28 protein-coding genes are annotated in these 25,584 nt (G+C 65.2%); 12 read left to right on the top strand and 16 right to left on the bottom strand.

Translation table 11 applies throughout. The features are described 5' to 3' along the window. Positions 1 to 109: 109 nt before the first annotated feature. Entirely contained in the window at positions 110 to 1,372 is a 1,263-nt protein-coding gene (locus ACOYW5_RS07420; RefSeq protein ID WP_423069424.1) for a hemolysin family protein, read from the top strand. A 1-nt stretch (position 1,373) separates the two neighbouring features. On the opposite strand, the gene ACOYW5_RS07415 is transcribed toward ACOYW5_RS07420, so the two are convergent. The 7 genes from ACOYW5_RS07415 to ACOYW5_RS07385 all read right to left on the bottom strand — a co-directional run bounded on the left by ACOYW5_RS07415 (position 1,374) and on the right by ACOYW5_RS07385 (position 9,979). After that, positions 1,374 to 2,111: an SDR family NAD(P)-dependent oxidoreductase gene (locus tag ACOYW5_RS07415; RefSeq protein ID WP_423068610.1), complete on the bottom strand. Its 738-nt coding sequence runs from the start codon at positions 2,109 to 2,111 to the stop codon at positions 1,374 to 1,376. A 200-nt stretch (positions 2,112 to 2,311) separates the two neighbouring features. After that, on the bottom strand, positions 2,312 to 3,802 hold the full coding sequence (gene purF / locus ACOYW5_RS07410) for an amidophosphoribosyltransferase (protein WP_423068609.1): 1,491 nt from the start codon (positions 3,800 to 3,802) through the stop codon (positions 2,312 to 2,314). Between the two features lie 90 nt (positions 3,803 to 3,892). Then, positions 3,893 to 4,519, bottom strand: a complete 627-nt coding sequence (locus ACOYW5_RS07405; protein WP_423068608.1) for a CvpA family protein — start codon at positions 4,517 to 4,519, stop codon at positions 3,893 to 3,895. Between the two features lie 123 nt (positions 4,520 to 4,642). After that, a complete protein-coding gene (gene radA, locus ACOYW5_RS07400) occupies positions 4,643 to 6,031 on the bottom strand; it encodes a DNA repair protein RadA (protein ID WP_423068607.1) in 1,389 nt (462 codons plus the stop codon). 689 nt (positions 6,032 to 6,720) lie between these two features. Beyond that, the gene (gene alr / locus ACOYW5_RS07395; RefSeq protein WP_423068606.1) at positions 6,721 to 7,857 is read right to left on the bottom strand and encodes an alanine racemase; all 1,137 of its coding nucleotides are present in this window, start codon (positions 7,855 to 7,857) and stop codon (positions 6,721 to 6,723) included. 2 nt (positions 7,858 to 7,859) lie between these two features. Continuing rightward, positions 7,860 to 9,350 (bottom strand): replicative DNA helicase, encoded by a 1,491-nt coding sequence (locus ACOYW5_RS07390; protein WP_423068605.1) that lies wholly within the window; start codon positions 9,348 to 9,350, stop codon positions 7,860 to 7,862. A gap of 194 nt (positions 9,351 to 9,544) precedes the next feature. Beyond that, on the bottom strand, positions 9,545 to 9,979 hold the full coding sequence (locus ACOYW5_RS07385) for a MarR family winged helix-turn-helix transcriptional regulator (protein ID WP_423068604.1): 435 nt from the start codon (positions 9,977 to 9,979) through the stop codon (positions 9,545 to 9,547). Positions 9,980 to 10,053: 74 nt separating this feature from the next. On the opposite strand from ACOYW5_RS07385, the gene ACOYW5_RS07380 reads away from it, so the two are divergent. Beyond that, the gene (locus ACOYW5_RS07380) at positions 10,054 to 10,587 is read left to right on the top strand and encodes a cytochrome b (RefSeq protein WP_423068603.1); all 534 of its coding nucleotides are present in this window, start codon (positions 10,054 to 10,056) and stop codon (positions 10,585 to 10,587) included. Between the two features lie 52 nt (positions 10,588 to 10,639). Here the strand turns inward: ACOYW5_RS07380 and rplI are convergent, their stop codons facing one another. The 4 genes from rplI to ACOYW5_RS07360 form a co-directional block, all read right to left on the bottom strand. After that, entirely contained in the window at positions 10,640 to 11,209 is a 570-nt protein-coding gene (gene rplI, locus ACOYW5_RS07375) for a 50S ribosomal protein L9 (protein ID WP_423068602.1), read from the bottom strand. Positions 11,210 to 11,292: 83 nt separating this feature from the next. Then, positions 11,293 to 11,547, bottom strand: coding sequence for a 30S ribosomal protein S18 (gene rpsR, locus ACOYW5_RS07370; RefSeq protein WP_423068601.1), 255 nt, complete (start codon positions 11,545 to 11,547; stop codon positions 11,293 to 11,295). A gap of 20 nt (positions 11,548 to 11,567) precedes the next feature. Next, positions 11,568 to 11,981: a 30S ribosomal protein S6 gene (rpsF, locus tag ACOYW5_RS07365; RefSeq protein ID WP_423068600.1), complete on the bottom strand. Its 414-nt coding sequence runs from the start codon at positions 11,979 to 11,981 to the stop codon at positions 11,568 to 11,570. Between the two features lie 214 nt (positions 11,982 to 12,195). Continuing rightward, positions 12,196 to 12,381: a hypothetical protein gene (locus tag ACOYW5_RS07360; protein ID WP_423068599.1), complete on the bottom strand. Its 186-nt coding sequence runs from the start codon at positions 12,379 to 12,381 to the stop codon at positions 12,196 to 12,198. Between the two features lie 81 nt (positions 12,382 to 12,462). Here ACOYW5_RS07360 and ACOYW5_RS07355 point away from each other — a divergent pair, with 81 nt between their 5' ends. The 9 genes from ACOYW5_RS07355 (at position 12,463) to ACOYW5_RS07315 (ending at position 20,236) form a co-directional block, all read left to right on the top strand. Next, on the top strand, positions 12,463 to 13,419 hold the full coding sequence (locus tag ACOYW5_RS07355; RefSeq protein ID WP_423068598.1) for a threonine/serine dehydratase: 957 nt from the start codon (positions 12,463 to 12,465) through the stop codon (positions 13,417 to 13,419). A 118-nt stretch (positions 13,420 to 13,537) separates the two neighbouring features. After that, the gene (fabD, locus tag ACOYW5_RS07350) at positions 13,538 to 14,488 is read left to right on the top strand and encodes an ACP S-malonyltransferase (protein WP_423068597.1); all 951 of its coding nucleotides are present in this window, start codon (positions 13,538 to 13,540) and stop codon (positions 14,486 to 14,488) included. 26 nt (positions 14,489 to 14,514) lie between these two features. Further along, entirely contained in the window at positions 14,515 to 15,255 is a 741-nt protein-coding gene (gene fabG, locus ACOYW5_RS07345; RefSeq protein ID WP_423068596.1) for a 3-oxoacyl-[acyl-carrier-protein] reductase, read from the top strand. 229 nt (positions 15,256 to 15,484) lie between these two features. Then, positions 15,485 to 15,721, top strand: a complete 237-nt coding sequence (locus ACOYW5_RS07340; protein WP_423068595.1) for an acyl carrier protein — start codon at positions 15,485 to 15,487, stop codon at positions 15,719 to 15,721. 34 nt (positions 15,722 to 15,755) lie between these two features. Next, positions 15,756 to 17,018 carry a beta-ketoacyl-ACP synthase II gene (gene fabF, locus ACOYW5_RS07335; protein ID WP_423069423.1) on the top strand — a complete coding sequence of 421 codons (1,263 nt, stop codon included), beginning with the start codon at positions 15,756 to 15,758 and terminating at the stop codon, positions 17,016 to 17,018. An 81-nt stretch (positions 17,019 to 17,099) separates the two neighbouring features. After that, positions 17,100 to 18,224 (top strand): endolytic transglycosylase MltG, encoded by a 1,125-nt coding sequence (mltG, locus tag ACOYW5_RS07330; protein WP_423068594.1) that lies wholly within the window; start codon positions 17,100 to 17,102, stop codon positions 18,222 to 18,224. After that, on the top strand, positions 18,224 to 19,117 hold the full coding sequence (locus ACOYW5_RS07325; protein WP_423068593.1) for a YicC/YloC family endoribonuclease: 894 nt from the start codon (positions 18,224 to 18,226) through the stop codon (positions 19,115 to 19,117). The genes mltG and ACOYW5_RS07325 overlap by 1 nt, the downstream gene beginning before the upstream one ends. Positions 19,118 to 19,120: 3 nt before the next feature. Further along, positions 19,121 to 19,759, top strand: coding sequence for a guanylate kinase (gene gmk / locus ACOYW5_RS07320; RefSeq protein WP_423068592.1), 639 nt, complete (start codon positions 19,121 to 19,123; stop codon positions 19,757 to 19,759). A gap of 114 nt (positions 19,760 to 19,873) precedes the next feature. Further along, on the top strand, positions 19,874 to 20,236 hold the full coding sequence (locus ACOYW5_RS07315; protein WP_423068591.1) for a hypothetical protein: 363 nt from the start codon (positions 19,874 to 19,876) through the stop codon (positions 20,234 to 20,236). Between the two features lie 55 nt (positions 20,237 to 20,291). Here ACOYW5_RS07315 and ACOYW5_RS07310 read toward each other — a convergent pair whose 3' ends face one another. Both ACOYW5_RS07310 and rsmA read right to left on the bottom strand, forming a co-directional pair. After that, positions 20,292 to 20,549 (bottom strand): hypothetical protein, encoded by a 258-nt coding sequence (locus ACOYW5_RS07310; protein ID WP_423068590.1) that lies wholly within the window; start codon positions 20,547 to 20,549, stop codon positions 20,292 to 20,294. Then, complete coding sequence (gene rsmA / locus ACOYW5_RS07305; RefSeq protein WP_423068589.1) at positions 20,546 to 21,379, bottom strand: 16S rRNA (adenine(1518)-N(6)/adenine(1519)-N(6))-dimethyltransferase RsmA; 834 nt, start codon at positions 21,377 to 21,379, stop codon at positions 20,546 to 20,548. Before rsmA ends, ACOYW5_RS07310 begins: the two co-directional genes overlap by 4 nt. 121 nt (positions 21,380 to 21,500) lie before the next feature. On the opposite strand from rsmA, the gene copM reads away from it, so the two are divergent. Beyond that, positions 21,501 to 21,944: a CopM family metallochaperone gene (gene copM / locus ACOYW5_RS07300; RefSeq protein ID WP_423068588.1), complete on the top strand. Its 444-nt coding sequence runs from the start codon at positions 21,501 to 21,503 to the stop codon at positions 21,942 to 21,944. 202 nt (positions 21,945 to 22,146) lie between these two features. Here the strand turns inward: copM and ACOYW5_RS07295 are convergent, their stop codons facing one another. Genes ACOYW5_RS07295 through ACOYW5_RS07285 form a run of 3 tightly spaced genes read right to left on the bottom strand, consistent with a single transcriptional unit; the run spans position 22,147 to position 25,472 of the window. After that, the gene (locus ACOYW5_RS07295) at positions 22,147 to 22,749 is read right to left on the bottom strand and encodes an NAD(P)H-dependent oxidoreductase (RefSeq protein ID WP_423068587.1); all 603 of its coding nucleotides are present in this window, start codon (positions 22,747 to 22,749) and stop codon (positions 22,147 to 22,149) included. Beyond that, entirely contained in the window at positions 22,749 to 24,155 is a 1,407-nt protein-coding gene (locus tag ACOYW5_RS07290) for an FAD-binding oxidoreductase (protein WP_423068586.1), read from the bottom strand. Before ACOYW5_RS07290 ends, ACOYW5_RS07295 begins: the two co-directional genes overlap by 1 nt. Beyond that, entirely contained in the window at positions 24,156 to 25,472 is a 1,317-nt protein-coding gene (locus ACOYW5_RS07285; protein WP_423068585.1) for a cytosine deaminase, read from the bottom strand. Positions 25,473 to 25,584 lie beyond the last annotated feature (112 nt).

Below are 25,584 nucleotides of genomic sequence, written 5' to 3'. Positions count from 1 at the left end.
GAGCTCGGTCATTGCGCCCCGGTACATCCCCGCTATACTCGCCGCCTCCTAAGCGACCCGATGCTGAGTGCGGGGCCGCAACTCTGATACGGCATTGTTCCTCGAAATCCTGATTGTCGCCGTCCTGACGCTCGTCAACGGCCTGCTTGCAATGAGCGAATTGGCGGTGGTTTCGTCCCGCCCGGCTCGACTCAAGGTCCTCGCCGCCGAGGGCCGCCGCGGCGCCACGGTGGCGCTGAAGCTGCAGGAGGACCCCGGCAAGTTCCTCTCCTCGGTGCAGATCGGCATCACCCTCGTCGGCGTACTCTCGGGCGCTTTCTCCGGCGCAACGCTCGGCGAGCGGCTTGGCAATGGGCTGGTCGGCGTTGGCATTGATGCCGGCATCGCCCTGCCGCTTGGCGTCGGCATTGTCGTCATCATCATCACCTACCTCTCGCTGATCATCGGCGAGCTGGTGCCCAAGCAGATCGCGCTGCGTGACGCCGAGGGCGTGGCGGCCCGCGTTGCGCCGCTGATGGCCTTCATCGCTTCCGTTGCCGCGCCCCTGGTCTGGCTGCTCGACGTGTCGGGCCGGCTGGTGCTGCGCCTCTTGGGGCAGGGTGGAGAGAGCGAGGAGACGGTCACCGACGAAGAGGTCAAGACCATCATCGCCGAGGCCGAGAGCGCCGGCGTGCTCGAGACCGAAGAGCGCCACATGATCTCGGGCGTCATGCGGCTAGCCGACCGGTCGGCGCGCGGGTTGATGACGCCGCGCCTCGATGTCGAGTTGCTCGATTTGAGCGAGACGCGCGAGGAGATGATCGAAAAGCTCCGCACGACGCGGCACTCGGTGCTGCCGGTGCAGGATGGACCGGTCGATTCGATCGTCGGCGTGATCGTGCGCAAGGACCTCGTGCAGAACGTGCTGGCCGCCGAGCCGCTCGACCTGCGCTCGCTGGTCAAACAGGCACCGGTGGTGATGGACCGCTCGAGCGCGCTCGACGTGCTCAAAGCGCTGCGCGGCTCGCTGGTGCATATGGCGCTGGTGTTCGACGAGTACGGCCACTTCGAGGGCATCGTCACCCCGGGCGACATCCTCGAAGCCATCACCGGCGCCTTCCAGGAGGAGGAGGGCGACGAGAAGGCCTATGTTACGCGCGAGGACGGCTCGTACCTTGTTTCGGGCTGGATGCAGGCTGACGAGTTCCAGGCCCATCTCGGCGTACCGGTGCCCAAGGATGCCAAGTTCGAGACGGTAGCCGGTTACGTGCTCGCCGAACTCAACCACCTGCCGGTTGTCGGCGAGGTGTTCGAGCGCGGGGCGTGGCGCTTCGAGGTGCTGGACATGGATGGCCGCCGCATCGACAAGGTGCTGGTGACGCGGCTGAGGTAATCTAGAGGGCGCGGAGCTCGGACTTTTCCCAGTCGTAAAGCATGCGGTTCTCGGTGAAGCCGGGCTCGATCATGTCGATCAGCCTCGGCGCCACGGCCGACGGATGCGGCAGGGTCTCGGGATCCTCTCCCGGCGCGGCCTTGGCCCGCATCGCGGTGCGCACGGCACCCGGGTGGAAGACGTTCGCCCGGATCGCAGTCGCGCCGCCGGTCTCGGCCGCGTAGCTCTTCACCAGCGCTTCGAGTGCGGCCTTGGTGGCGGCGTACGGGCCCCAGAAGGCTCGAGCCGAGTGGGCCGAGGACGACGACACGAAGACCAGACGGCCGGCTTCGGACTGGCGCAGCAGCAGGTCGAGCGAGCGGATCAGCCGGTAGTTGGCGGTGACATTCACCGCCATCATCTTCTCGAAATCCTTGGGGTCAAAATGCACGACAGGGCTGAGGACGCTCAGCATGCCGGCATTGCCGACGAGACCGTCGAGCTTGCCCCAGCGCTCGAAGATGGCGGCGCCGAGCCGGTCGATACCGTCGCCCTCGCGCAGGTCGAGCGGCACCAGCGTGGTCGAGCCGCCGAAGCGCTGGATCTCGTCATCGAGGTCCTCGAGACCGCCCACGGTGCGGGCCACCGCGATCACATGCGCCCCGCGTCGCGCCGCCTCGAGCGCCGCCTGGTACCCGATCCCGCGCGACGCGCCGGTGACGAGAACGATCTTGCCCGCGAGGGTCTGGGAGGTGGTCATGCGATGGTTCCGGTTGGACTGCGCGGGGTAATAGCGGGCCGTTCTGCAACAGGGAAGGGTGCGGTTGCCGCAGACAGTCGCCTAAACCACCATGTCATCCCTGCGAAGGCAGGGATCCAAGGTTCCGCCAGCTCGGGCTGTGAGATGGATCCCTGCCTTCGCAGGGATGACATCGAGTAGATAGGACCTCTATGCGGCCCTCAGCTCGCTTCGCGCATCAGCGACAGGGTCTTCGGGCCGCCCTGGCTGAGGCCGCGGAGGTCGGTGAGGCCGGTCGGATAGTCGCCGGTGAACTGGTGGTCGGTGAACTGCGGGTTCAGCGGATCGCGCTTCACGCCGCCCACGGCATCGTAGAGCCCGTCGATCGACAGGAAGGCCAGCGAGTCGGCGCCGATATATCGGCACATGGATTCGAGGCTGTCGTGCTGGTTGGCAAGGAGGTGCTCGGGATCGGGCGTGTCGATGCCGTAATAGTCGGAGTAAAAGATCATCGGCGAGGCGACGCGGATATGCACTTCGCGGGCGCCGGCTTCGCGGATCATCTGCACGATCTTGAGTGAGGTGGTGCCACGGACGATCGAATCGTCGATCAGCACGACGCGCTTGCCCTCGATCTCGGCGCGGTTGGCCGAGTGCTTGAGCTTGACGCCGAAGGCGCGGATCGACTGGGTCGGCTCGATGAAGGTGCGGCCGACATAATGGTTGCGGATGATGCCGAGCTCGAACGGGATGCCGCTCTGCTGCGCATAGCCGATCGCGGCGGGCGTGCCGCCATCGGGCACCGGCACGACGACATCGGCCTCGACCGGCGCCTCCTTGGCGAGGTTGATCCCCATCTTCTTGCGGGCCGCATAGACCGGGCGGCCGGCGACGACGGAGTCGGGGCGGGCGAAATAGACGTACTCGAACAGGCAGATGCGCTCGGGGCGCTGCACCTTCGGCTTGACCGAGTCGATGGTGATCGAGCCGTCGGGCTGGATCTCGCAGATCACCACCTCGCCATTCTCGACGTCGCGCACGAACTTGGCGCCGATGATGTCGAGCGCGCAGGTCTCCGACGCAAAGATCGGCTTGCCGTCGAGATCGCCGAGCACCAGCGGACGGATGCCATTGGCGTCGCGCGCGCCGATCAACTTGGTGCGGGTCATGGCGACGAGCGCGAAGGCGCCCTCAAGATGCTGCAGCGCGTCGATGAAGCGGTCGGAAGAGGACACTTTCTTGGAGCGCGCGATGAGGTGGAGCACCACCTCGGTATCCGACGTCGACTGGCAGATGGCGCCCTGTGCGATCAACTGGCGGCGGAGGGTCAGCCCGTTGGTGAAGTTGCCGTTATGCGCAATGGCGATGCCGCCGACCTCGAGCTCGGCGAACAGCGGCTGGACGTTGCGGAGGATGGTCTCGCCGGTGGTCGAGTAACGCACGTGGCCCATGGCCATGTGGCCGGGGAGGCGCTTCACCGTTGCCGGGTCGGTGAAGTGGTCGCCGACGAGGCCGAGCTGGCGTTCGGAGTGGAATTGCCTTCCATCGAAGCTGACGATGCCCGCCGCTTCCTGGCCGCGGTGTTGCAGGGCGTGCAGCCCGAGTGCGGTCAGCGTCGCCGCCTCGGCATGGCCGAGGATACCGAACACGCCGCACTCTTCGTGCAGCGTGTCATGGTCCCATTCGTTCAACGGTTTGGCGGGCTGGGTCACGGCGCTACCTCGATGTCTCAGGCCAAAAGCAGACGGGACCGCGATATGCGGTCCCCGTCACGAATTTGCAATGTCGTCACCTGAACGTCATCAGGTGTTGGTGGCCGACGGCTCCGGCGGAGTCGCGTCTTCCGGTACGTCGGTGCTGTCGTCCGGCGGTGCTTCCGGCGTCGTCGGCGCCTCGGTCGGCGACTCGTCTTCGCCACCGGTGCCGCGCTGCAGCAATGTACTGATCTGCTTTTCGAAGTCGTCCGGCAAAACCGCCATCAGGCTATCGCCGACATCGGCCAGCACTGGCCAGGATCGCGAATCCTTGGCCCAGGATTGCCCGCTGAGATTGAGCAGGTTGCCGCCGAAGATGACGAACACCACCGCGATCAGCACGCCACGGGCCACGCCGAAGACGAAGCCGAGCGTGCGATCAAGCGGACCGATTCTGCTGTCGACGACGAAATCCGCGATCTGCATCGTGATGAGATGCAGCACGATGAGCGCGATGAGGAAGCTGCCGATACCGACGACGAGCTTTCCGACGATGTCATCGGCGAAATAGGGTTTGATCAGATCGGCCTGATAGAGCACCAGGTAAGCGGCAATCGCGGCAGCACCGGCCCAGGTGGCCAGCGACAGGACTTCGCGGGTGAAGCCGCGGGCCGTGGCCAGGATCGCCGAGATCAGCACGAGCACGCCGACACCGACGTCGAATGCAGTCAACATGTAGAAACCCGCTGATCCGGACCCGCTTCAAGCCCCATGTAGCCGCTAATCCGGGCAAAGCCAAGTCGACTCGCGGGGCTGCATGCCCGATGTTCACGGAAAGCGCGGCGCGTGGCCAAACCGCTACTCCGCCGCCTGCCGCTGGCCGCGGGCCGCGATCTTGCCGATGAGCTCGGCGAGTTCGGCATATTCGCCCACCGCGATCCCGCCCGGCAGGTCGCCCTTGCCCAACCGCCCCGTCACGGCCCCCTGGAAGCCGAGCTTCTGCGCCTCGCGCAGGCGCAGTGCCGCATGCGCCACCGGCCGCACGCCACCGGCGAGCGAGATCTCGCCGAAATAGACGTTGCTCGAGGGGAGGGGCGAGCCGGTGAGGGACGAGATCAGCGCCGCGGCAACCGCGAGGTCCGCGGCCGGCTCGTTGATCTTCAGCCCACCGGCGACATTCAGGTAGATGTCGTTGGCGCCGATCCTGACGCCGCAGCGGGTTTCGAGCACAGCGAGGACCATCGAAAGCCGAGAGGAATCCCAGCCGATCACGGCGCGTCGCGGCGTGCCGAGTGGGGACGGGGAGACCAGTGCCTGGATTTCGCACAGCACCGGGCGGGTCCCTTCCATGCCGGCGAAGACGGCAGAGCCCGCCGAATCCTTGTCGCGCTGCTCAAGGAAGAGCGCGGAGGGATTGGCGACCTCGCGCAGGCCCAGCGTCGACATCTCGAACACGCCGATCTCGTCGGTGGCGCCGTAACGATTCTTCACCCCGCGCAGAATGCGGAAAGTGTGGCTGGCATCGCCCTCGAAATAGAGCACCGCGTCGACCATGTGCTCGACGACGCGTGGCCCGGCAATCTGCCCGTCCTTCGTGACGTGCCCGACCAGCACTACTGCCGCGCCGGACTTCTTGGCGAAGCGCGTGAGCGCCTGCGCAGAGGTGCGTACTTGCGTCACCGTGCCCGGCGCGCTCTCGACGCGGTCGGTCCACAGGGTCTGGATCGAATCGATGATCACGAGATCGGGGGCAGGGCCGTTCTGCAGGGTGGCGAGGATGATCTCGACATTGGTTTCCGAGGCGAGCAGCACATCGCTTTCGCTGAGTTCCAGCCGCTGCGCGCGTAGCCGCACCTGCGCCACCGCCTCTTCGCCCGAGACATAGACGACGCGGCGTCCGAGCTGCGCCATAGCTGCGGCCGCCTGCAGCAGCAGTGTCGACTTGCCGATGCCGGGGTCACCGCCCACGAGGACGGCCGAGCCCTTGACGAAACCACCGCCGGTCACCCGGTCGAGTTCGCTGATCCCGGTTGTGACGCGTGCCGCCGTCTCGATCTCGCCGGCGAGTGGCACGAGCTGGATCGGCCGGCCGGCCGCTGTAGCGGATTTCGGGCCGGCGCCGACACCCGAGTCGACAATCTCCTCCGAAATTGTGTTCCATTCGCCGCAGGCTTCGCAGCGCCCCTGCCATTGCGCTGTGACAGCGCCACAGGCCTGGCAGACACAGTTGGTCTTGGTGCGCGCCATGGAGAGCCCCGATAGGTCTTCGACTGGTAGCTGAGGATACGTTGGAAGGCAAGAACGAAGAGTGAACGATGGGTGGTCCCCAGCGGTGTCTTCTGCGACGGGGTGTGACATGGTGGATGGGTCGAGGACCAGGACCGTGCCACTGACTCGGTGTCATCCCAGCGCAGGCTGGGATCCAGCTTGCAGCTGGCGCGGGCGGAAGTTTGGATCCCTGCCTTCGCAGGGATGACAGCTGGTTGTGGGCTGGACTAGGGCCTCCATTGGACGCGCTGCTACATCCGGCCGCCCTTTGGCTCCGGAGTATTGGGTGGGCGGGGACCGGCGCGGTTTTCGGCCACGCGGTTAGTCCGCAAATGAAACGGCCGTCGCCGCGCCGGTCCTCAAAGGGATGAGTAGGATCGGTGGAATCCAAGGAGCGTGCCCCCATCGCACCTCTCGTCTGCATTACTGCATCGGAGCCCGGATGGGTGGTCGGTTGTCGGTCCCACAAACCCGCCATGACACGACTGCCATGGCTCCCGATGTCCACTCACCGTTCGTTCGTCGCGACCGCCGCCCGTGACTGGACGCGAGGAGAATACGACGGGTGGAGGAATGGGGGGACAAGAGAGGCGAAAAGAGATAGACGGCTGCCCCTCCACCAGCCTCGCTGGTCCCCGCGGGGGAGGATACAGAGGCGCCGGTGGATGTCAGCCCGTGGGCGACGCACCCTCGGTGTATTGCCGCGTATACCGCCCCTTGAGGCTGGTCAGCACTTCGTAGCCGATGGTGTTGGCAACATCGGCGTGATCGTCCACCGATACGTGCGGGCCGAGGATCTCGACCATTTCGCCGGGTCTTGGCGGCTCGGACAGGTCGGTGACGTCGACGCCGATCATGTCCATCGAGACGCGGCCGACGACAGGGCAAAGCTGGCCGCGGATCGCAACGTTGGTGCCGCGGTGGTTGTTGGACGAGCTGAGCGAGCGGAAGAAGCCGTCGGCGTAGCCGATGGCGACGACCGCGATGCGGCTGTCCTGGCTCATCGTCTGCAGCGCGCCATAGCCGACTGTCTCGCCGGTCTTGACGTCCTTGGTCATCAGCACCGGCGCCTCGAGCGTCACCACCGGCGCCATCGGGTTGCGACGGCCAGCAACGGCGCGGCCGCCATAGAGGGCGATGCCCGGGCGGACCATCTGGAAGTGGTTCTCGCGGTTGGTCATCAGCCCGGCCGAATTGGAGAGCGAGGCCGGAATGCCCGGGAACTGCGCCATCACCGAGGTGAAGAGAGCCAGTTGCGTGCGGTTCTTCTCATGCGCCGGGGTATCGGCGCAGGCGAGGTGGCTCATGATCATCTGCGGCTGGTAGCCGATCTGGTCGATCATGCGCTTGACGATCGAGACTTCGTTCAGCCGGAAGCCGAGCCGGTTGATGCCGGTGTCGAAGTGGAGCGCCGCCGGCAGCGCCTGGTTGGAGGCGATGCAGGCCTGTAGCCATTCCTCGAGCATCGGGATCGAAGCGATGCAGGGCATCAGCCGTTCGCCGACATAGAGCGGGGCCGAACCGGGATAGAGCCCGGAGAGAATGAAGATATGCGCGTCCTCGGGCAGGGCGGCGCGGACGGCGATGCCCTCATCGGGAGTGGCGGCGAAGAAGAACCGGGCGCCTGCTTCGTGGAAGGCGCGCGAGGCCTGGGTGATGCCGGTGCCATAGGCGTCGGCCTTCACCACGGCGCCCGTCAGCGCGCCGCGGCTCACCTTGCTGAGGGCAATCCAGTTGCGCTTCAGCGCGCCCAGGTCGACCGTCAGTCGCCCGCCGTAACCGGTCGCAATGGCCGGTGCCGCCATCACTATTCCATCCTCTCCGGCAGGTAATCGGCGCGCGCAAGGTTGCCGAAGCGGGTGAACTGGCCCTCAAAGCTGAGCTGCACGGTGCCCGTCGGGCCGTGTCGCTGCTTGCCGATGATGACTTCGGCTTTCCCGTGCACTTGTTCCATCTCGCCCTGCCACGCCAGATGTTCCGGCGTGCCCTCTTTGGGCTCCTTGTTCTTGAGGTAGTACTCTTCGCGATAAACGAAGAGGACCACGTCGGCGTCCTGTTCGATGGAACCGGATTCGCGCAGGTCTGCAAGCTGCGGATGCTTGTCCTCGCGATTTTCGACCTGTCGGCTCAACTGGCTGAGCGCAATGATCGGCACTTCGAGTTCTTTCGCCAGCGCCTTGAGCGTGGTGGTGATCTCGGTGAGTTCCTGCACCCGGTTCTCGCTCGCCTTCTTGGACGAGCCGGAGAGCAGCTGCAGGTAGTCGACGATCAGCAGGTCGAGGCCCTTTTGGCGCTTGAGGCGCCGCGCGCGAGCCGCGAGCTGGGCGACGGAGATGCCGCCGGTGTCGTCGATATAGAGTGGCACTTGCGCCATCAGGTTCGATGTATCGACGAGTTTCGAGAACTGGCTCTCGTGGATATTGCCGCGCCGGATGTCGGCCGAGGAGATCTCGGCCTGCTCGGCGAGCACGCGGGTCGCGAGCTGCTCGGCGCTCATTTCGAGCGAGAAGAAGCCGACATGCCCGCCATCGACGGTCTTGATGTGACCGTCCGCCTGCACTTCGCCCTTGAAGTTCTTGGCGACATGGAAGGCGATGTTGGTGGCGAGCGCCGTCTTGCCCATGGCGGGACGGGCCGCGAGGATGATCAAGTCGCTGCGCTGCAGCCCGCCCATCAGCCGATCGAGATCGGTGAGGCCGGTGGCGGTACCCGACAGCGAGCCGTCGCGGCCATAGGCTTCGCCGGCCATCTTGATGGCTTCGGTCAGCGCGGCGCTGAAAGTCTGGAAGCCGCCGTCGTAGCGGCCCTTCTCGGCGAGGTCGAAGAGCTGCTTTTCGGCTTCCTCGATCTGCTTGTTGGCGGTTGCCTCGACGTCGGAGTCGTAGGCGGTCTGCACCATCTCCTCGCCGATCTGGATCAGGTTCCGGCGGATCGCGAGATCGTAGATGCTCTGGCCATAGTCGGCCGCGTTGAGGACGGTAGTGGCTTCCGCCGCGAGCCGCGCCAGGTACTGCGGCATGGTCATTTCGGCAGTCAGCTGGTCGGCGAGATAGGTCTTGGCGGTGATCGGCGTCGCCGTCTTGCCGGCACGGATGATCTTGGCCACCACCTCGTAGATCGTGCGGTGGATCGGCTCGTAGAAGTGCTCCGGCATCAGGAAGTCCGACACGCGGTAGAAGGCCTCGTTGTTCACGAGAACAGCGCCAAGCAGGGCCTGCTCCGCCTCCACGTTGTGGGGCGCGAGGCGGAAGGCTTTCTCGTCTTCCGGACGCAGGCGATGCACGTTGTTGTCGGCCATGGCGACTCGGATTCTCCCCCTCGCTCGTTAACGTTCTGCTTACCAGCGCCGGTCCGCCGAGCCCGCATCATTTGTGACGCAGCCGTGACCGAATCGCGCCGCTCGCGCGGCAGCTTGTGGGTAGTGTTGAAAGCGGGGGAAACCAAGGCGGGAAGTTGCATTCCAGCCACCTCGGCCGGCAGGCGATTCGCTGCCTAGTCGGCGTTAGTGTCGCGCTCAAGCGCCGCCACGATACGTCGCATCATATCGTAGAAGAGCGGCCGTTCCTCGGGCTTCAGTGGGTCCGTCGCGATACCGTTGACCTCGAGGGCGACCTTGAATGCGGCTTCGGCTCGCTCCAGCCCGAGGGGGGTAAGCGACACCTGCGCGCTGCGCCGGTCGTTGGGGTCGGGCGTGCGGACGACGAGGCCGTCGCGCTCCATGCGGTTGAGGGTGTTGGCCATCGTCGGCTGCTCCACCGTCGCGGAGATCGCGAGCTCTTTCTGCGTCAGGGCGCGTCCATCCTGAAGCGCGAAGAACACCGGCATCGGGCCTGAGCCGGTTCCCAGCCGCCGCTCCAGCGCCCGCGCGAACAGGCGCGCCGCCCAGTTGGTGAGATAGCCGGCCGAAGTCTCGCGAACATAGCTCATGTGCATAGCTTGCTATTTAAATTCATAGTGTGCTATGTAAATCCCAAGGGAGCGTTGGACGCAAGGAGATTCCAATGTCTTTGAAGAGCACTTCGAGCCGCTACGGCAGCGTCGCCGTCGCCATCCACTGGCTGTCCGCATTGATGATCGTGCTGTTGTTCGCGACGGGCCTCCTCGCCGCGGCGCAGGTGGATTCGGATGCCAAGGTTGCGCTGCTGCGCGCCCATACCCCGCTTGGGGCAGGGGTGCTGGTGCTGACGCTGTTCCGGATTGTCTGGTGGTTCGTCGCCGACAAGCGTCCGGCGCTGCCCGCCGGCCAGCCGGCCTGGCAGCAGTGGGTGGCGAGGGCCACCCATATCGGACTCTATGTCGTGGTGCTGGTCACCGCCTCGAGCGGTATCGCCACCATCGTGCTGTCCGGAGCGCTGCCGGCGATCGTCGGGTCCGCGACCTTGCCGAACCTCGAGACTGTTTTGCCACGGGCTGTCCACGGCGTCGTTTCGCGCCTGATGCTGGGGCTGCTGGCGCTTCATATCGGCGCCGCCCTCTATCATCAGTTCATCCGCCGCGACCACCTGCTGGCGCGGATGGGTATCGGCGCCGCATAACGAAAAAGGCCGGGATCGCTCCCGGCCTTTGCAGTCGAAATGATCGAAACCGTTATTCTTCGCTGGTGTCGAGGTCGGCAGTCGCGGCCTGCTGCTCGGCGGCGAAGGCTTCGTTTGCTTCGTCATCGTAGTTGATCGCGGTCAGGTCTTCGCCGGCTGCCTGGCGGGCAGCCTCGTCCTCGGAGCGAGCAACGTTGACGTTGATCGACACTGCGACTTCCGCGTGCAGGTGCAGCGGCACGGCGTGAACGCCGACGTTCTTGATCGGGTTCGCGAGATCGACCTGCGAACGCGAAACGCTGAAGCCTTCAGCGATAAGTGCGTCGGCTACGTCACGCGAGGAGACCGAGCCGTAGAGCTGGCCGGTTTCGCCGGCCTGGCGGATGATGACCACCGTCTTGCCGTTGAGGCCCGAAGCGATGCCGGCAGCGGCCTCGCGACGCTCCTGGTTGCGCTTCTCGATATCGTCCTTGTCGCGCTCGAAGCGCTTACGGTTGGCTTCGGTGGCGCGGAGCGCGCGGCCGGTGGGGAGGAGGAAGTTACGGGCGAAACCGTCCTTCACGCTCACTTCGTCGCCGATGTGACCGTGCTTGCCGATGCGCTCGAGCAGAATGACTTTCATGGTGCTTTCCTTAGCTGTCCCGTTCGGGTCGAACGGTTAGGAGCCGCGAACCATTCGCGACCCCAGCGAGTCCCAGTGCGTTCTTACTGAACGGCGTAGGGCATGATGCCGATGAAGCGGGCGCGCTTGATGGCCTTGGCCAGTTCGCGCTGCTTCAGGGCGGAAACCGCGGTGATGCGGGAGGGGACGATCTTGCCGCGCTCGGAAACGTAGCGCTGCAGCAGACGGACGTCCTTGTAGTCGATCTTGGGCGCGTTCGGGCCCGAGAACGGGCAGGTCTTGCGACGGCGCTGGAACGGACGGCGGGCGGTCTGGGTGGTGAGTTCTTTGATTGCCATTTTTCTCTATCCTTCCAGAATCAGAACCGGCGGGGCGGGCGACGGTCGCCGCGGTCGAAACCGCCACGATCACCGCGCGGACCACCGCGCTCGCCACGATCGTCATCGCGATCGCGCTTCTGCATCATGGCCGACGGGCCTTCCTCGAGCTCATCGACGCGGATGGTCATGAAGCGGAGGATGTCTTCGCTGAGGCCCTGCTGACGCTCCATCTCGGCAACGGCCGAGTGCGGCGCGTCGATGTTGAGCAGCGTGTAGTGCGCCTTGCGGTTCTTGTTGATGCGGTACGAGAGGGACTTCAGGCCCCAGTACTCGTTCTTGGTGACCTTGCCACCGCCCTGGGTGATCAGGTCGGTGAAAGCCGTGGTCAGTTCCTCGACCTGGGTCGGGGACACGTCCTGGCGGGCCAGGAAAATGTGTTCGTAAAGGGCCATAAGCGCCTTCCTTCAAGTTGGTTCACAACACATCCCCTCGGCGCGGAGCCTCCTTGAAGCCGGAAAGGCGTCAAAGCAGTCTTCTAAGAAGCGGGAACACGGGAGGACGGGCGGACCCTATCTCACCAATGGCAAGACCCTCCGTTCAGCCCCCGGCCGACGAATGTGAGCGGGGCTATAGGGGAAAAGGGCCGGGATGGCAAGCGGCGCGGGCTTACGCCAGCCGCGCTTCCTTCGGCACGTCGAAGCCCTGCGAGACCAGCAGGGAGACGATGGACGGGGTTAGCGCGCGGCAGGCGCAGTGTTTGGCGTGCTCGAAGTGCCACTCGGCGCGCTGCTTCTTGGTCGGGTTCGCGGGCATGCGGTTGGCCTTGTGCCAGTCGGAATTGATCCTGCCCATGCGCCGCGACCTCTTTTCGCCACAACGCTATTGTGCCATGCAAACGAGGCGGCTCCAACTCCTCAAGGTTCCCCCCACGATATGACTGCCGCCGTCAGCGCGCCCCTCAGCATCCCCGATCGCAACGCCGTTCGCGCCACCGAAGCGGTGATCCGCAGCCATGTCCGGCGTACGCCGGTAATAGAGACGGCGCCCGAGGATTTCGGCCTCCGCGGCGCGCCGCTGGCGTTCAAGCTCGAGTTCATGCAGCACTCGGGCACGTTCAAGGCGCGCGGCGCCTTCGCCAACCTGCTGCTGCGCGAGGGCGCCGAGCGTGGCGTGGTCGCGGCTTCGGGCGGCAATCACGGCGCGGCCGTGGCCTTTGCCGCCATGAAGCTTGGCATCAAGGCGCATATCTACGTGCCGCGCATCTCCTCGCCGGCCAAGATAGACCGCATAAAGCAGTATGGCGCCGAAATCACCGTCGGCGGCGAGGCCTATGCCGACGCTTACGCGGCGAGCCGGACTTTCGCGGCCGAGCACGGGCTGATCGAGGTCCACGCCTATGACGGCTTCGAGACGCTGAGCGGGCAGGGCATGGTCGGGCTCGAGTGGCTGGAACAGTCCCCTGGCATCGATACGCTGCTCGTCGCGGTTGGCGGCGGCGGCTTGATCGGCGGCATAGCCGCGGCGGCCGAGGGCAAGGTGCGCATCATGGGGGTCGAACCGGAAAACGCGGCGACGCTTTATGAGGCCACCAAGGCCGGCCATCCGGTCGATGTGCCGGTGAGTGGCGTGGCCGCTGACAGTCTCGGCGCCCGCCGTATCGGCGCGCTGTGCTTCGCACTCTCGGGCTATATCGACCGTACGGTGCTGGTGACGGACGAGGCGATCGTCGCGGCGCAGAAGAAGATCTGGGATGTGCTGCGCGTGGTCGCTGAGCCGGGTGGCGCAGCAGCTTTGGCCGCGCTGCTGTCGGGCCGATACGTGCCCGCGCCGGGCGAGCGGGTGGGGGTGCTGCTCTGCGGCGCCAACACGACGGCGGTGAAATTCGACTAAACTGCCGCCCCGCCTTGACTTTGCCATCCCCCTCCGGCAAACGCCGCCGCCAACTGGACGCTGGTCCGGGCGGGGCTTAGGCTGGCCTCAAGATCAAGAATAATCGGCGGAGGCCTTAGTGACCAAGCGCGCATTCACCTTCCCCGGCCAGGGTAGCCAGGCCGTGGGCATGGGCAAGGACCTTGCCGACGCCTACCAGGAGGCCCGCAACGTGTTCGCCGAAGTCGACGACGCGCTGGGGTTCAAGCTCTCTGCCATCATGTTCGAGGGGCCGGACGAGACGCTCCGCCTTACCGAGAATGCCCAGCCCGCGCTGATGGCCGTCTCCGTCGCGGTGACGCGCGTGCTCGAAGCGCGCGGCGTATCGCTGAAGGATCACGCGGCCTATGTGGCCGGCCACTCGCTCGGCGAGTATTCGGCCCTGGCCGCGGCCGGAGCGTTCAGCCTCGCCGATGCGGCGCGGCTGCTGAAGATCCGCGGCCAGGCCATGCAGCAGGCTGTGCCGGTTGGGCAGGGGGCCATGGCGGCGATCCTCGGGCTCGATCTCGAGACGGTGCTGAAGGCAGCCAATGATGCCCAGGATGGTGAGGTTTGCGGCGTCGCCAACGACAACGCGCCCGGCCAGGTGGTGATCTCTGGCCATGTCGGAGCGGTGAACCGCGCGATCGAGCTGCTGAAGGCCGCTGGTGCCAAGCGCGCCCTGCCGCTGCCGGTGAGCGCCCCGTTCCACTGTGCCCTGATGCGGCCTGCAGCCGATGCCATGGAGCATGCGCTGAACCAGGTGACGGTGAAGGCGCCGGTGGTGCCGGTCGTCGCCAACGTGCTGGCGGCGCCGATCTCGGACCCCGAGGAAATCAAGAAGCGCCTCGTTGAGCAGGTCACCGGCATGGTCCGCTGGACCGAATGTGTCGGGTGGCTGGTCAAGGACGGTGGCGTGATGCAACTGGTCGAGCTCGGCTCGGGCAAGGTGCTGAGCGGGCTGGCCAAGCGCATTGCGCCGGAGACGGCGACAGTTTCCATCGGCGCGCCCGCGGACGTGGATGCGTTCGTGGCTGAAGTCACCGCTTGAATCAGACTCTCCAAGGGAGCCGATAAATGTTTGATCTGACTGGCAAACGCGCCCTCGTCACCGGAGCTTCCGGCGGTATCGGACGCGAGATTGCCAAGGCCCTCGCCGGTGCGGGCGCTCGCGTCGCGTTGAGCGGCACCCGGGTTGGTGCGCTCGAGGAAACGCGCGATGCCCTCGGCGGTGGCGATCACCCGATCATCCCGACCAACCTCTCCGACCTTGATGCGGTCGACAAGCTCGTCCCCTCGGCCGAGGCGGCGCTGGGCGGGATCGACATTCTCGTCAACAATGCCGGCGTCACCCGTGACAATCTCTTTATGCGCATGAAGGACGAGGAGTGGGACGAGGTGCTGGCGGTGAACCTCACCTCGGCGTTCCATCTCACCCGCGCGGTGCTGCGCGGCATGATGAAGCAGCGCTTCGGCCGCATCATCGGCATTGCCTCGGTGGTGGGCGTGGTCGGCAATCCGGGGCAGGGCAATTATGCGGCGTCGAAGGCTGGCCTGATCGGCATGAGCAAGGCGCTGGCCTACGAGGTCGCCTCGCGCAATATCACCGTAAACACCGTGGCGCCGGGCTTCATCGGCTCGGCCATGACCGACGAGTTGAACGAGAAGCAGCGCGAAAGCATTCTCACCAAAGTTCCGGCCGGACGACTGGGCAATGCCCATGAAGTTGCGGCGGCTGTGGTGTTCCTCGCCTCCGCCGAGGCGGGCTACATCACCGGCCATACCTTGAACGTCAACGGCGGCATGGTGATGCTCTAAGCATGGTCAAGCGCGAAGGCTGGGGAAACCGGGCGTCGCGGAATATGGCATTGGCGGGGGAAGTGTGTTACCTCCGCCGCTGATTTCAGGCTTGGACCATACTTGCGAGGGTATGGAACCCTGGCCTACAGTCGGCCGCGAACGGCGGCAGGTCTGAGGAAAAGCTCTAACCAGCACCTCCCGGCCGAATGAGAACGAACAACCAGTCTGGTAACAAGGGAAGTCAAATATGAGCGATATCGCTGATCGCGTCCGCAAGATCGTTGTCGAACACCTCAACGTCGATGCGGAGAAGGTCGTCGATAAGGCCAGCTTCATCGACGATCTGGGCGCTGACTCGCTCGATCAGGTCGAGCTGGTTATGGCTTTCGAGGAAGAATTCAACGTCGAGATCCCCGACGATGCCGCGGAGTCGATCCAGAGCTTCGGCGACGCCGTTGCCTACCTGACGAAGGCCGTCGGCTAATCGCCGACCGGTAATCGGCATCTCTTCGATGGAACTGCGCCGCGTCGTCGTCACCGGGATGGGGATCGTCAGCCCTTTGGGCTGCGGGATCGAAGCAACCTGGTCCAATATTCTTGCCGGTAAGAGCGGCGCCAAGCGGATCGATGACTTCCAGGTCGACGATCTCGCCTGCCAGATCGCGCATCGGGTCCCCCTCGGCAGCTATGCCGAGGGCGGGTTCAATGGCGATGAATGGATGGATGTGAAGGATCAGCGCAAGGTTGATCCGTTCATCGTCTATGCCATGGCGGCGGCCAAGCAGGCCATCGACGATGCCGGCGTCGAACCCAGGACCAAGGAAGAGCAGGAGCGGACCGGTACGCTGATCGGCTCCGGCATCGGTGGCCTCGGCGGCATCTACGAGACCTCGATCATCCTGCACGAGAAGGGGCCGCGCCGCATCAGCCCGTTCTTCATTCCCGGCCGGCTGATCAACCTCGCATCCGGCTACGTGTCGATCCGCTTTGGCCTCAAGGGGCCGAACCACTCGGTCGTTACCGCCTGCTCGACCGGCGCACATGCGATCGGCGACAGCTGGCGGCTGATCGCCATGGGCGATGCCGATGTGATGGTGGCGGGTGGCGCGGAATCCTGCGTCAACCGTATCGCCATCGCCGGTTTCGCTGCTTGCCGTGCGCTTTCCACCAATTTCAACGATGCGCCCGAAAAGGGCTCCCGCCCTTACGACAAGGACCGGGACGGCTTCGTCATGGGCGAGGGCGCCGGGGTGGTCGTGCTCGAGGAATATGAGCGCGCCAAGGCCCGCGGCGCCAAGATCTACGGCGAGCTGGTGGGCTATGGCCTCTCCGGCGACGCCTATCACATTACCGCCCCGTCCGAGGACGGCGACGGTGGCTTCCGCGCCATGGGGGCCGCCATAAAGCGGGCCGGCATCTCGGTGTCCGAGATCGACTACATCAACGCCCACGGCACCTCGACGCCGCTGGGCGACGAGATCGAGCTCGGCTCTGTCACCCGCATGCTGGGTGCTGCTGCCGGCAAGGCGGCGATGAGCTCGACCAAATCGGCCATCGGGCACCTGCTCGGCGCCGCCGGTTCGGTGGAGGCGATCTTCTGCCTCCTCGCCATGCGCGACAGCATGCTGCCGCCGACGATCAACCTCGACAATCCATCGGTCGAGACGGTGATCGACCTGGTGCCCCACAAGGCCAAGAAGAAGGAGATCAATGTTGCGCTCTCCAACTCCTTCGGCTTCGGCGGGACCAACGCTTCGCTGATCTTCCGCAAGGCGAGCTAGCATAACGGCGCTGCGGCGCCGCTTTCGTACTGTTGTCAATATTTCCAGCGACTGGTGTCGTCGCATTGGGAGGTGCGACCGATGGCCGATGAGCGCAAACAGAAGCGGAAGCGCCGCGGAGGCGGGCTGGTCAGCGTGCTGAACGCGCTGCTGACGCTTGTCGTGATCGGCATCCTCATCTCCGTCGGTGTCTTCCTCTACGGCGCCAACGAATTCTACACAGCCGGGGCGGTGAAGGCCGACACCAATTTCACCGTCGAGCGGGGCTCGTCCGTGATGACCACGGCGAACCGGCTCCAGGAACAGGGCATCATCCCGTCCGGAAAACTCCTGCCCTCGAACTGGGTGTTCTGGGCCGGAACCCGCGGGCTTAAGCGCGAGGGCGACATCAAGGCGGGCGTGTACCTGCTCAAGGCCAACTCTTCGATGGCTGATGTGCTCAAGGAGATCACCGAGGGTAAGCCGCTCGACTTCTTCGTCAATGTGATCCCTGGCGATACGTCCTACCTCGTCGCCGAGCGGCTGAACGCCGACAATCCGAACCTCACGGGCGAGCCGGTGCCCCTGCCGGCAGAGGGCTCGCTGCTCGCCATCCGCTACGACTTCTTCCCCGGCGATTCCCGCCAGTCGGTGCTCGACAAGATGCAGTCCGAGATGAAGGCCAAGGTTGCCGCCATCTGGGCCGGGCGCGATCCCGCTATCGACAGCGTTATCAAGTCGCCCGAGGAGATGGTGACGCTCGCCTCGATCGTCGAGAAGGAAACGGGCCTTGAGAGTGAGCGCCCGCAGGTGGCCGCCGTCTTCATCAATCGGTTGAAGAAGGGCATGCGGCTGCAGACGGACCCGACGGTTCTCTATGGCGTCACGGAGGGCAAGACCGTGCTCAGCCGGGGGCCGACTTCGTCGGAACTCAAGGCCAAGACGCCCTACAACACCTACCAGATCGACGGCCTGCCGCCGGGCCCGATCGCCAATCCGGGTGAGGCAGCGCTCAAGGCGGTCGCCAACCCGGCCGCGATCAAGGATCTCTATTTTGTGGCCAAGAGCGCCGACCCGGCCGACGGGCACCTGTTCGCCGAGACCTATGCCCAGCACCGGAAGAACGTGACGCTTTACCGCAAGGCTGCTGCCGAGGCAGATTCTGAGCTCGCCAGGGAAGAACTGGAGGCCGAGCAGGCCGAGGGCGCCGGCGAGACCGTCGAGTAATGGCCGCTTCGCTCGCCAGCATGACCGGCTACGGCCGTGCCGCCGGCGCCTTGCCCGGCGTCGATTTCGCCATCGAGCTGAAATCGGTGAATGGCCGCGGCCTCGACCTGCGCATGCGGCTCGCCCCCGGCTTCGACGCGCTGGAAGGCGAAATCCGGCGGCTGATCGGCAAATCCATCACCCGTGGATCGCTAACGATTTCGCTCTCGGTTGATCGCGAGGGTGAGGGCGGCCGCGTGGTGGTCAACCACCAGGCATTGGAGGCCGTGCTCGATGGCTTCAAGTGGCTCGAAGGCCGCGTCGACGCCGACAAGCCGCGCCTCGATGGCATCCTCGCGTTGCGCGGTGTGCTGGAGCAGCACGAGAGCCCGATGTCCGCCGAGGCCGAAGAAGCCCTGCACGCGGCTATCCTCGCCGCAGCCGAGCGGGCTGTCGCCGGGCTCGTTGCCGCGCGACGGGAGGAGGGGGGGCGGATTGCCGCCATCCTCAACGAGCGCATCGACGAGATTGCCGCCCTCACCAAGGCCGCCGAAATCCATCCCGGCCGCAGTCGCGACGCCATTCTCGCCCGGCTGCGCCAGCAGATCGCCGAGCTGACCGAGGCGAGCCCGACCCTCTCCGAGGAGCGCCTCTCGCAGGAAGCGATGCTGCTCGCGACCAAGGCAGATATCCGCGAGGAACTCGACCGGCTGGGTGCCCACATCGCTGCGGCGCGTCAGCTGATCGCGGGTGGTGGCCCGGTGGGCCGCAAGCTCGATTTCCTGTCACAGGAATTTAACCGCGAAGCGAATACGCTTTGCTCCAAGTCCAATGACGTGGCGCTCACCGCCATCGGCCTCGATCTGAAGGCCGTGATCGATCAGCTCCGCGAGCAGGTCCAGAACATCGAGTAGCCGATGGAACATGCGCGCCGTGGAGTGATGCTGGTATTGGCCTCGCCTTCGGGCGCGGGCAAATCGTCCATTTCGCGGGCGCTGTTCGAGGACGATCCGAATATCGCGCTGTCGGTGTCGGTGACCACGCGGGCCCGCCGCACCGACGAGATCGACGGCAAGCACTACCACTTCATCGACGTGCCGACGTTCCAGAAGATGCGCGCCGAAGGCGAACTGCTCGAGAGCGCCGAGGTGCACGGCAATTTCTACGGCACGCCTCGCTCGCGCGTCGAGGAGCGCCTCTCGGCCGGCCGCGACATCCTGTTCGACATCGATTACCAAGGCACGCTGCAGCTCTACGAGAAGTGCCGCGCCGACATGGTGACGATCTTCATCCTGCCGCCTTCGATCAAGGAACTGCGCAAGCGCCTCGAACGCCGCGCTCAGGACAGCGTCGACACCATCGAGAAGCGCCTGAAGAACGCCCGCATCGAGATGCAGCACTATGACGAGTACGACTACGTGCTGATCAACGAAGATCTCGAGGATTCGACCAGCCGCGTCCGCACCATCCTCGCGGCGGCGCGCCTCACGCGCTCACGCTTCCTGCAATTGGATAAGTTCGTCAAGGACTTGCAGGATCAGATCGACTCTCTTTAGGAGAGGGTGCGAGGAAATCGTGAACTCTTCGACCGTCATCAGACGGCGATGCCGTTAAGGTAATGCCTTAACTCTGCGATCAGCTGTGTGTGGATAACTCATGCACATCTGTGGATGGTTCGCGCCGCCCTGCTTCCGGAACGACCGGAACAGGCGGAGTCTGTGCATGCGGGGGACCTGATCATGCCATTCGAAGTAAAGGCATGCACGATCGACGATCTACACCGGCATCCGACCTTTGCCGATCGGACCCAGGCAAGAGTCAAAGTCGTTTTGCGTGAGATCACCGCCCACAAGGCATTCGACCACAACCTGACGCTGAAGGTGTGGGCCAATACGCATACCGGGATGACCACGGCCGAGGTCAACACCGCGCTGCTGACGCGCGCCGCGACGATCCTCAAGCGGACGATGTCGGTCGCCGAGGTTGAGGTGACGAGCGACGGGACGGTGAGCAAGCCGACGGTGAGCGGGTAGGGACCGGCGGCTTCGCCGCCAGGCATCCCCCCTCGGGAGAGGCCCATCGTCTGAATCACCTTCTCTCTAGCAGCATCACGAACTTCGCGATTACGCCCGCGCCGAACCCGAAGAGTGCGAGGCCGAAGACGAAGGGGCCGAGCGCCTGCGTCATGCCGGCCGGGTTAGCGAGGTCGAATGTCACCCAGGTGAAGAACAGCGCGCCAGCCGCCACGACGATGGCGAAGCTCCGCCAGTTCTGGACGAACAGCGGGACGCCGATCGGCACCGAGAACGCCAGGAACGCCGCGACCAGCGCGATGACGCCACTCATACGCGGCGGGCCTTCGCCAGCTTGAGGAATGTCTCGACCGGCAGGGTCTCGGCCCGCTCGTCGCCTTTGAGTTCGCCGGCGGCGAGGAGCGGCTCCATGGGCACGCCCAGCGACTTGAGGCTCTGGCGCACCATCTTGCGGCGCTGGCCGAAGGCGGCGCGCGTCACAGCTTCGAGGTCGCGGACTTCGACACCATCACTGCTGGCCTTGGGCTTGAGGTGCACGACGCTCGAGGTGACCTTGGGGGGCGGCGTGAAGGCTTCGCGGCCGACATTGAAGGCGATGCGCGCATCGGTGCGCCAGCCGCAGAGCACGCCGAGCCGGCCATAGGCATCATCGTTCGCCTTGGCGATGATGCGCTCGGCCACCTCGCGCTGGAACATCAGGGTCAGGCTCTCGAAATAAGGCGGCCACGGATCGACCGTCAGCCAGCGGATGAGCAGCTCGGTGCCGATATTGTAGGGCAGGTTGGCGACGATCTTGGTCGGCCCATCCGCCAGCGCCGCATAGTCGATTTCCAGCGCATCGCCGGAGATGATCTCGAGCCGACCGGGATAGGCCGCAGCGATTTCCGCAAGGGCGGGCAGGGCGCGTTCGTCGCGCTCGATGGCGATGACCTTCTTCGCGGCCTCGGCGAGCAGGGCCCGGGTCAGCCCGCCCGGACCGGGCCCGACCTCGATGACGGTCACGCCCTCGAGCCCGCCGGCCGCACGGGCAATGCGCGAGGTGAGGTTGAGGTCGAGCAGGAAATTCTGTCCGAGTTCTTTCCTGGCCCTGAGATCATGCGCGGCGATGACGTCGCGCAGCGGCGGTAGGTTGTCGATCTGCATGCCAGCCGGGATAGCGGATTTCCGCGCGAAGGCAAATGGCGCTTGACCTTGCCACGATGGGAAGGTGCAGGAACGACGCATCTGTCGGCAACGTTTGCCGGCCAAAGAGAGGAGTTTCACCATGCTCAAGCAACTGATCGCCGCACTCGCCCTGGCTACGCTACCGGGCGCCGCCACCGCGCAAGAGCCTGTCACCGTGTCCGCCGGCCTGCCAGCCGTCTGTACCGCAAACGCCGGGCACGGGGGGATGATGATGGGAGGCGACGCCGACTCGATGATGGGTGGCGGCATGGCGATGGGAGGCGGCGATGCGGCGCACACCGATCTGATGGACGGTATGGGAAAGATGAATGCCGACATGATGGCCGGCGGCACCGCCACCGACATCGACGTCGCCTTCGTCTGCTCGATGATTCCGCATCACCGCGGCGCCATCGATATGGCCAAGGCCGAATTGGCGCATGGCGACGATCCGTGGGCGAAGGAACTGGCGACGGCGGTCATCGCGGCGCAGGAGAAGGAGATCGCCGATATGCTGGCGTGGTTGGAGAAGCAGGGGCAGTAGGCGCAGTAGCGGCGGCCAACTTCACCCCCGTCATTCCCGCGAAAGCGGGAACCCAGTGCCGGACTATCTGCATGAGAGGGTGCTGAAGCATCCCACTGGGTCCCGGCTTTCGCGGGGATGACGCCGGTGGGTAGGGCAAAGGTCACGCTACGGCTGCAGCCGATCACCGGATGAACTCAGCGATCAGGCACGGTGTGGCGGCTCAGAACCGCTCCATCGCCCGCTTTACCTTGTCGATGAAGCCGGTCAATCCGGCTGGGGTTTGGTTGTTCATGTCGTAGAGCGCGAGGTACTTGGGCGGCAGCAGCGTGCCGAAGGTGACCCAGGCCCAGCGCATGGCAAGGCGGCGGGGCGGGTCGCCCATGATCCAGGTGCGCCAGCGGTCGCCGCCATAGGTGGTGACGTAGGCGACCTTCTTGATGTTCTTCATGTTGGGCACGAGCTTGCCCTTGTCGGACTCGGTGCCGCCGACCAGCACGAAACTCACCCCCGGCAGGAAGATACGGTCGAAAAAGCCTTTGAGAATGGCCGGATAGCCGTAGTTCCACACCGGATGGACGAAAACGATCTTCTCGGCCGCACGGATGCGGTCGACATAGGGTTTGGTCAGTGCCGTGAGGTTGCCCGGCACATCGTGATACTCGAGCCGCTCGGTTCGGCTCATCACGGCGGGGAACTCCTCGTCGTAGAGGTTAAGCGCGTCGACCTCGTCGCCCTTGGCCTGCAGTGTCTCGCACACGGCGTTGAACAGGGCCCGGTTGAAGCTGGTTTCGACCGGATGGGCATGGACGACGAGAACCCGCATCAGGCCGCGCCCAGCGTGTGCAGTCCGTCGAACAGCCAGGTGCGGCCGGATTCGAAATCGAAGTCCGGATCGTCCCAGGCGATCATCTTGCCCGGGTTGAGGATACCCTTGGGATCGGCCTCCTTCTTGAACTGAAGTTGCGCCCGGTCGGTCTTCTTCATCCCGCCCTCTTCGAGGGTGTAGCGGTGCGGGTTGAAGACGAAGCAGCCATTGTCCTCGTGCAGCTTGATGATCTCTTCGAGCCGCTCCTCGGAGGTGTAGCGCACGATTGGCAGGCCCGAGAATACGACGCGCCCGTCAAAGCGGGTCATCTCGATATGCATCGGCAACTCGTCTCCGAACGTGTCGACGGCCCATTGGACGTGAGCGAGGTCGGGATACTGGGTCTGGAGGTAGGTGATGGTCGGATCGATCTTCAGGCCGCGCAGGGTCGTGTGATTCCAGGCGAGCTCGTAAATCGGGGGGAGCTTGGCCTTCTCCTCGGGCGCCAGCGTGTCCATGCGGAGCAGCAGGTCGCCTTCGTGGAAATTGATGAAATCAACCATCGCCGGCACGGCGGCGGGCGCCACCATCAGCAGGACGACCGACTGCTCGCGGCTGCGGATATATGGGCGGTGGCGGTTGAAATAGTCGTGCGCGACCGGCGCAGCGACGGGCGAGATCTCCTTGCACAGCAGGCCATCCTGCAGCGCCACCTGCTCGGCGAAGGCGCAGGCCTCCATGATCGAGTCGAAGCCAACCATCATGTCGACCCAGTCATAGTGGGCCGCGAGCGGCATCTCGGCCTCGACGATAATGCCGTTGGTGCCGTAGGCATGCGCCACCTTGAGGATATCGGGACCGCGCAGGTCGAGGACGCGCGGCTCGGCTTCGCAGGTCACAACCTTCAGACCAAGGATGTTGCCGAAGTTGCGCAGCCCGCCCCAGCGGATGGAGCCGACACCGCCCGAGCCGCCGGCAATAAAGCCGCCGAGCGAGGCCATGCGATAGGTCGAGGGGTGGAAGCGCATCTCGCCGTTGACGGCGTGGATGGTCTGCTCGTCGAGCTGCTCGAGGATGACGCCGGCTTCGGCGCGCACCCGGTCCTGCTCGATCTTGATCACCTTGTTGAGGTTCATGAGGTTGAGCATCACGCCGCCCGAGAGCGGCATGGCCTGCCCGTAATTGCCGGTGCCGGCGCCGCGCGGCGTGACCGGTACTTCATGCGCGAAGGCGGCCCGAAGCGTGGCGACGACCTCGTCGACCGAGCGCGGCGAGACGACGAGCTGCGCCGTGACGTTCTCGAGCTGCTGCTTGAGGCGCGGCGAGTACCAGTAGTGGTCGCGGCTCTTCTGCTGGACGATGCGGGGATTGTCTTCGACGGGAATGTCGCCGAGGGCGGCACGGAAGGCGGCAATGTCCATCAACTACTCCATCAGGTCGTCGAGTTCGCGATAATCGGGCAGGGTCGTATCGATCTGCCGGCCACGGCGAAGCACGATGCGGTCATATTGCGGGCGGGCGTTAAGCTCGGTCCAGGTGCGGGCACGGAATAGAACGAGATCGGCGGGCGCGCCGACTTCGATCACCGCTTTGTAGCTGAAGCCAGCATGCGCCGATGGCGCCGAGCCGACGGCGCGGACCCAGTCCCACGCCTTGTCCTGCGGGTGGTCGAACTGGAGGATGCGGGCGCCTTCGCGCAGCACCTCGACCCCGTCGAGATCGCCATAGGCGTAGAACGGGTCGCGCGTATTGTCGGACGCGATGGCGACGACGGCGCCGGCCGCCTTGAACTCGTTGAGCAGCGTCGCGCCGCGGCGGATCGGGGTGCGGACGGCGCCGTTCCCGTTCTCGCGGTCCTGCAGGTAGATATTGCACATGGGCAGAGAGACGATGGCGATGCCGGCTTCGACCGCCTTGTCGATGGTGTGCCGGACCGTCTGCTCGTCTTGCACGGTGAGGACGCAGCAATGGCCGGCCATCACCTTGCCCTTGTAGCCGGTTTCAAGCACGGCCTCGGCGAGATGCAGCAGGGCCTGTGCGGATGGGTCGCCGGTCTCGTCGGTGTGGAGATCGAGATCGAGTCCCAGCTCGCCGGCCTTCTCGACCACGCGAAGCATGGCTTCCTTCGAGCGGGCATACTCGGCAACCGAGCCGCCGAGGATGCCACCCGAGGATTTGACCTGCCGGGCGACGGTGTCGAGCTCGGCCGGGTTCACGAGCGTATCGGGCCCCACGATGGAGACGGCCTGGAGCTCGATGCGGTCGGCCCAGCGCTCCCGCATCTGTTCGAACAGCGTCCAGCTGATCTCATGTTGCGGCGGAGCAGAGTCGAGGTGCGTACGGATGGCCGCCGTACCGTGTGCAAAGGCGCAGCGTAACGCGAAGTCGAAGCGGCGCTCGACGTCGGATGCGGCCCAATTGTGCTCGCGATCGGCGCCGACGGCAAGAAGCGCGCCGAGCCAGGTGCCATCAGGGTTCTGCTTGCGCGGCCAGATGTGGCCCTTGTCGAGATGGGTGTGGATGTCGACGAAGGCGGGAAGGATGAGGCCGGAGTCGAGGTCATAGCTGGCGCCGTCGATGGGCGCTGAGCCGGCGGGACGGATGGCGGCAATGCGGCCGTCATTGATCTCGATGTCGACGGATGCGACGGTGCCGTCGCCGATTTTGCCCATGGCAGCGCTGGGGACGCTCGCGTTCCGGAGGGTAACGGTGCCGGTAGAGAGGGTTGGGGTGCCGTGCATCAGAGGTGCCGACCGCTGGCAGACGGCCCCCTTCCATCCTGCCCCATGAAGGGGGAGGTGAAGAGTCGAGACGGACGCTCGATGGTGCCAAACACTGGATACGGAGCCGCGC

It is taken from the genome of Devosia sp. CN2-171 (assembly GCF_049354815.1).
In the GTDB taxonomy this organism is placed as follows: domain Bacteria; phylum Pseudomonadota; class Alphaproteobacteria; order Rhizobiales; family Devosiaceae; genus Devosia_A.
Note: the sequence above shows the minus strand (reverse complement) of the source record. Positions and strands in the feature narration are given on the sequence as shown.

Excerpts from the sequence above, each read along its gene's own strand:
- ACOYW5_RS07415 (WP_423068610.1), bottom strand. The coding sequence starts at position 2,111 with ATGACCACCTCCCAGACCCTCGCGGGCAAGATCGTTCTCGTCACCGGC.
- ACOYW5_RS07405 (WP_423068608.1), bottom strand. The coding sequence starts at position 4,519 with ATGTTGACTGCATTCGACGTCGGTGTCGGCGTGCTCGTGCTGATCTCG.
- radA (WP_423068607.1), bottom strand. The coding sequence starts at position 6,031 with ATGGCGCGCACCAAGACCAACTGTGTCTGCCAGGCCTGTGGCGCTGTC.
- alr (WP_423068606.1), bottom strand. The coding sequence starts at position 7,857 with ATGGCGGCACCGGCCATTGCGACCGGTTACGGCGGGCGACTGACGGTC.
- ACOYW5_RS07390 (WP_423068605.1), bottom strand. The coding sequence starts at position 9,350 with ATGGCCGACAACAACGTGCATCGCCTGCGTCCGGAAGACGAGAAAGCC.
- ACOYW5_RS07385 (WP_423068604.1), bottom strand. The coding sequence starts at position 9,979 with ATGAGCTATGTTCGCGAGACTTCGGCCGGCTATCTCACCAACTGGGCG.
- ACOYW5_RS07380 (WP_423068603.1), top strand. The coding sequence starts at position 10,054 with ATGTCTTTGAAGAGCACTTCGAGCCGCTACGGCAGCGTCGCCGTCGCC.
- rplI (WP_423068602.1), bottom strand. The coding sequence starts at position 11,209 with ATGAAAGTCATTCTGCTCGAGCGCATCGGCAAGCACGGTCACATCGGC.
- rpsR (WP_423068601.1), bottom strand. The coding sequence starts at position 11,547 with ATGGCAATCAAAGAACTCACCACCCAGACCGCCCGCCGTCCGTTCCAG.
- rpsF (WP_423068600.1), bottom strand. The coding sequence starts at position 11,981 with ATGGCCCTTTACGAACACATTTTCCTGGCCCGCCAGGACGTGTCCCCG.
- ACOYW5_RS07360 (WP_423068599.1), bottom strand. The coding sequence starts at position 12,381 with ATGGGCAGGATCAATTCCGACTGGCACAAGGCCAACCGCATGCCCGCG.
- ACOYW5_RS07355 (WP_423068598.1), top strand. The coding sequence starts at position 12,463 with ATGACTGCCGCCGTCAGCGCGCCCCTCAGCATCCCCGATCGCAACGCC.
- fabG (WP_423068596.1), top strand. The coding sequence starts at position 14,515 with ATGTTTGATCTGACTGGCAAACGCGCCCTCGTCACCGGAGCTTCCGGC.
- ACOYW5_RS07340 (WP_423068595.1), top strand. The coding sequence starts at position 15,485 with ATGAGCGATATCGCTGATCGCGTCCGCAAGATCGTTGTCGAACACCTC.
- mltG (WP_423068594.1), top strand. The coding sequence starts at position 17,100 with ATGGCCGATGAGCGCAAACAGAAGCGGAAGCGCCGCGGAGGCGGGCTG.
- ACOYW5_RS07325 (WP_423068593.1), top strand. The coding sequence starts at position 18,224 with ATGGCCGCTTCGCTCGCCAGCATGACCGGCTACGGCCGTGCCGCCGGC.
- gmk (WP_423068592.1), top strand. The coding sequence starts at position 19,121 with ATGGAACATGCGCGCCGTGGAGTGATGCTGGTATTGGCCTCGCCTTCG.
- ACOYW5_RS07315 (WP_423068591.1), top strand. The coding sequence starts at position 19,874 with ATGGTTCGCGCCGCCCTGCTTCCGGAACGACCGGAACAGGCGGAGTCT.
- ACOYW5_RS07310 (WP_423068590.1), bottom strand. The coding sequence starts at position 20,549 with ATGAGTGGCGTCATCGCGCTGGTCGCGGCGTTCCTGGCGTTCTCGGTG.
- rsmA (WP_423068589.1), bottom strand. The coding sequence starts at position 21,379 with ATGCAGATCGACAACCTACCGCCGCTGCGCGACGTCATCGCCGCGCAT.
- copM (WP_423068588.1), top strand. The coding sequence starts at position 21,501 with ATGCTCAAGCAACTGATCGCCGCACTCGCCCTGGCTACGCTACCGGGC.
- ACOYW5_RS07295 (WP_423068587.1), bottom strand. The coding sequence starts at position 22,749 with ATGCGGGTTCTCGTCGTCCATGCCCATCCGGTCGAAACCAGCTTCAAC.
- ACOYW5_RS07285 (WP_423068585.1), bottom strand. The coding sequence starts at position 25,472 with ATGCACGGCACCCCAACCCTCTCTACCGGCACCGTTACCCTCCGGAAC.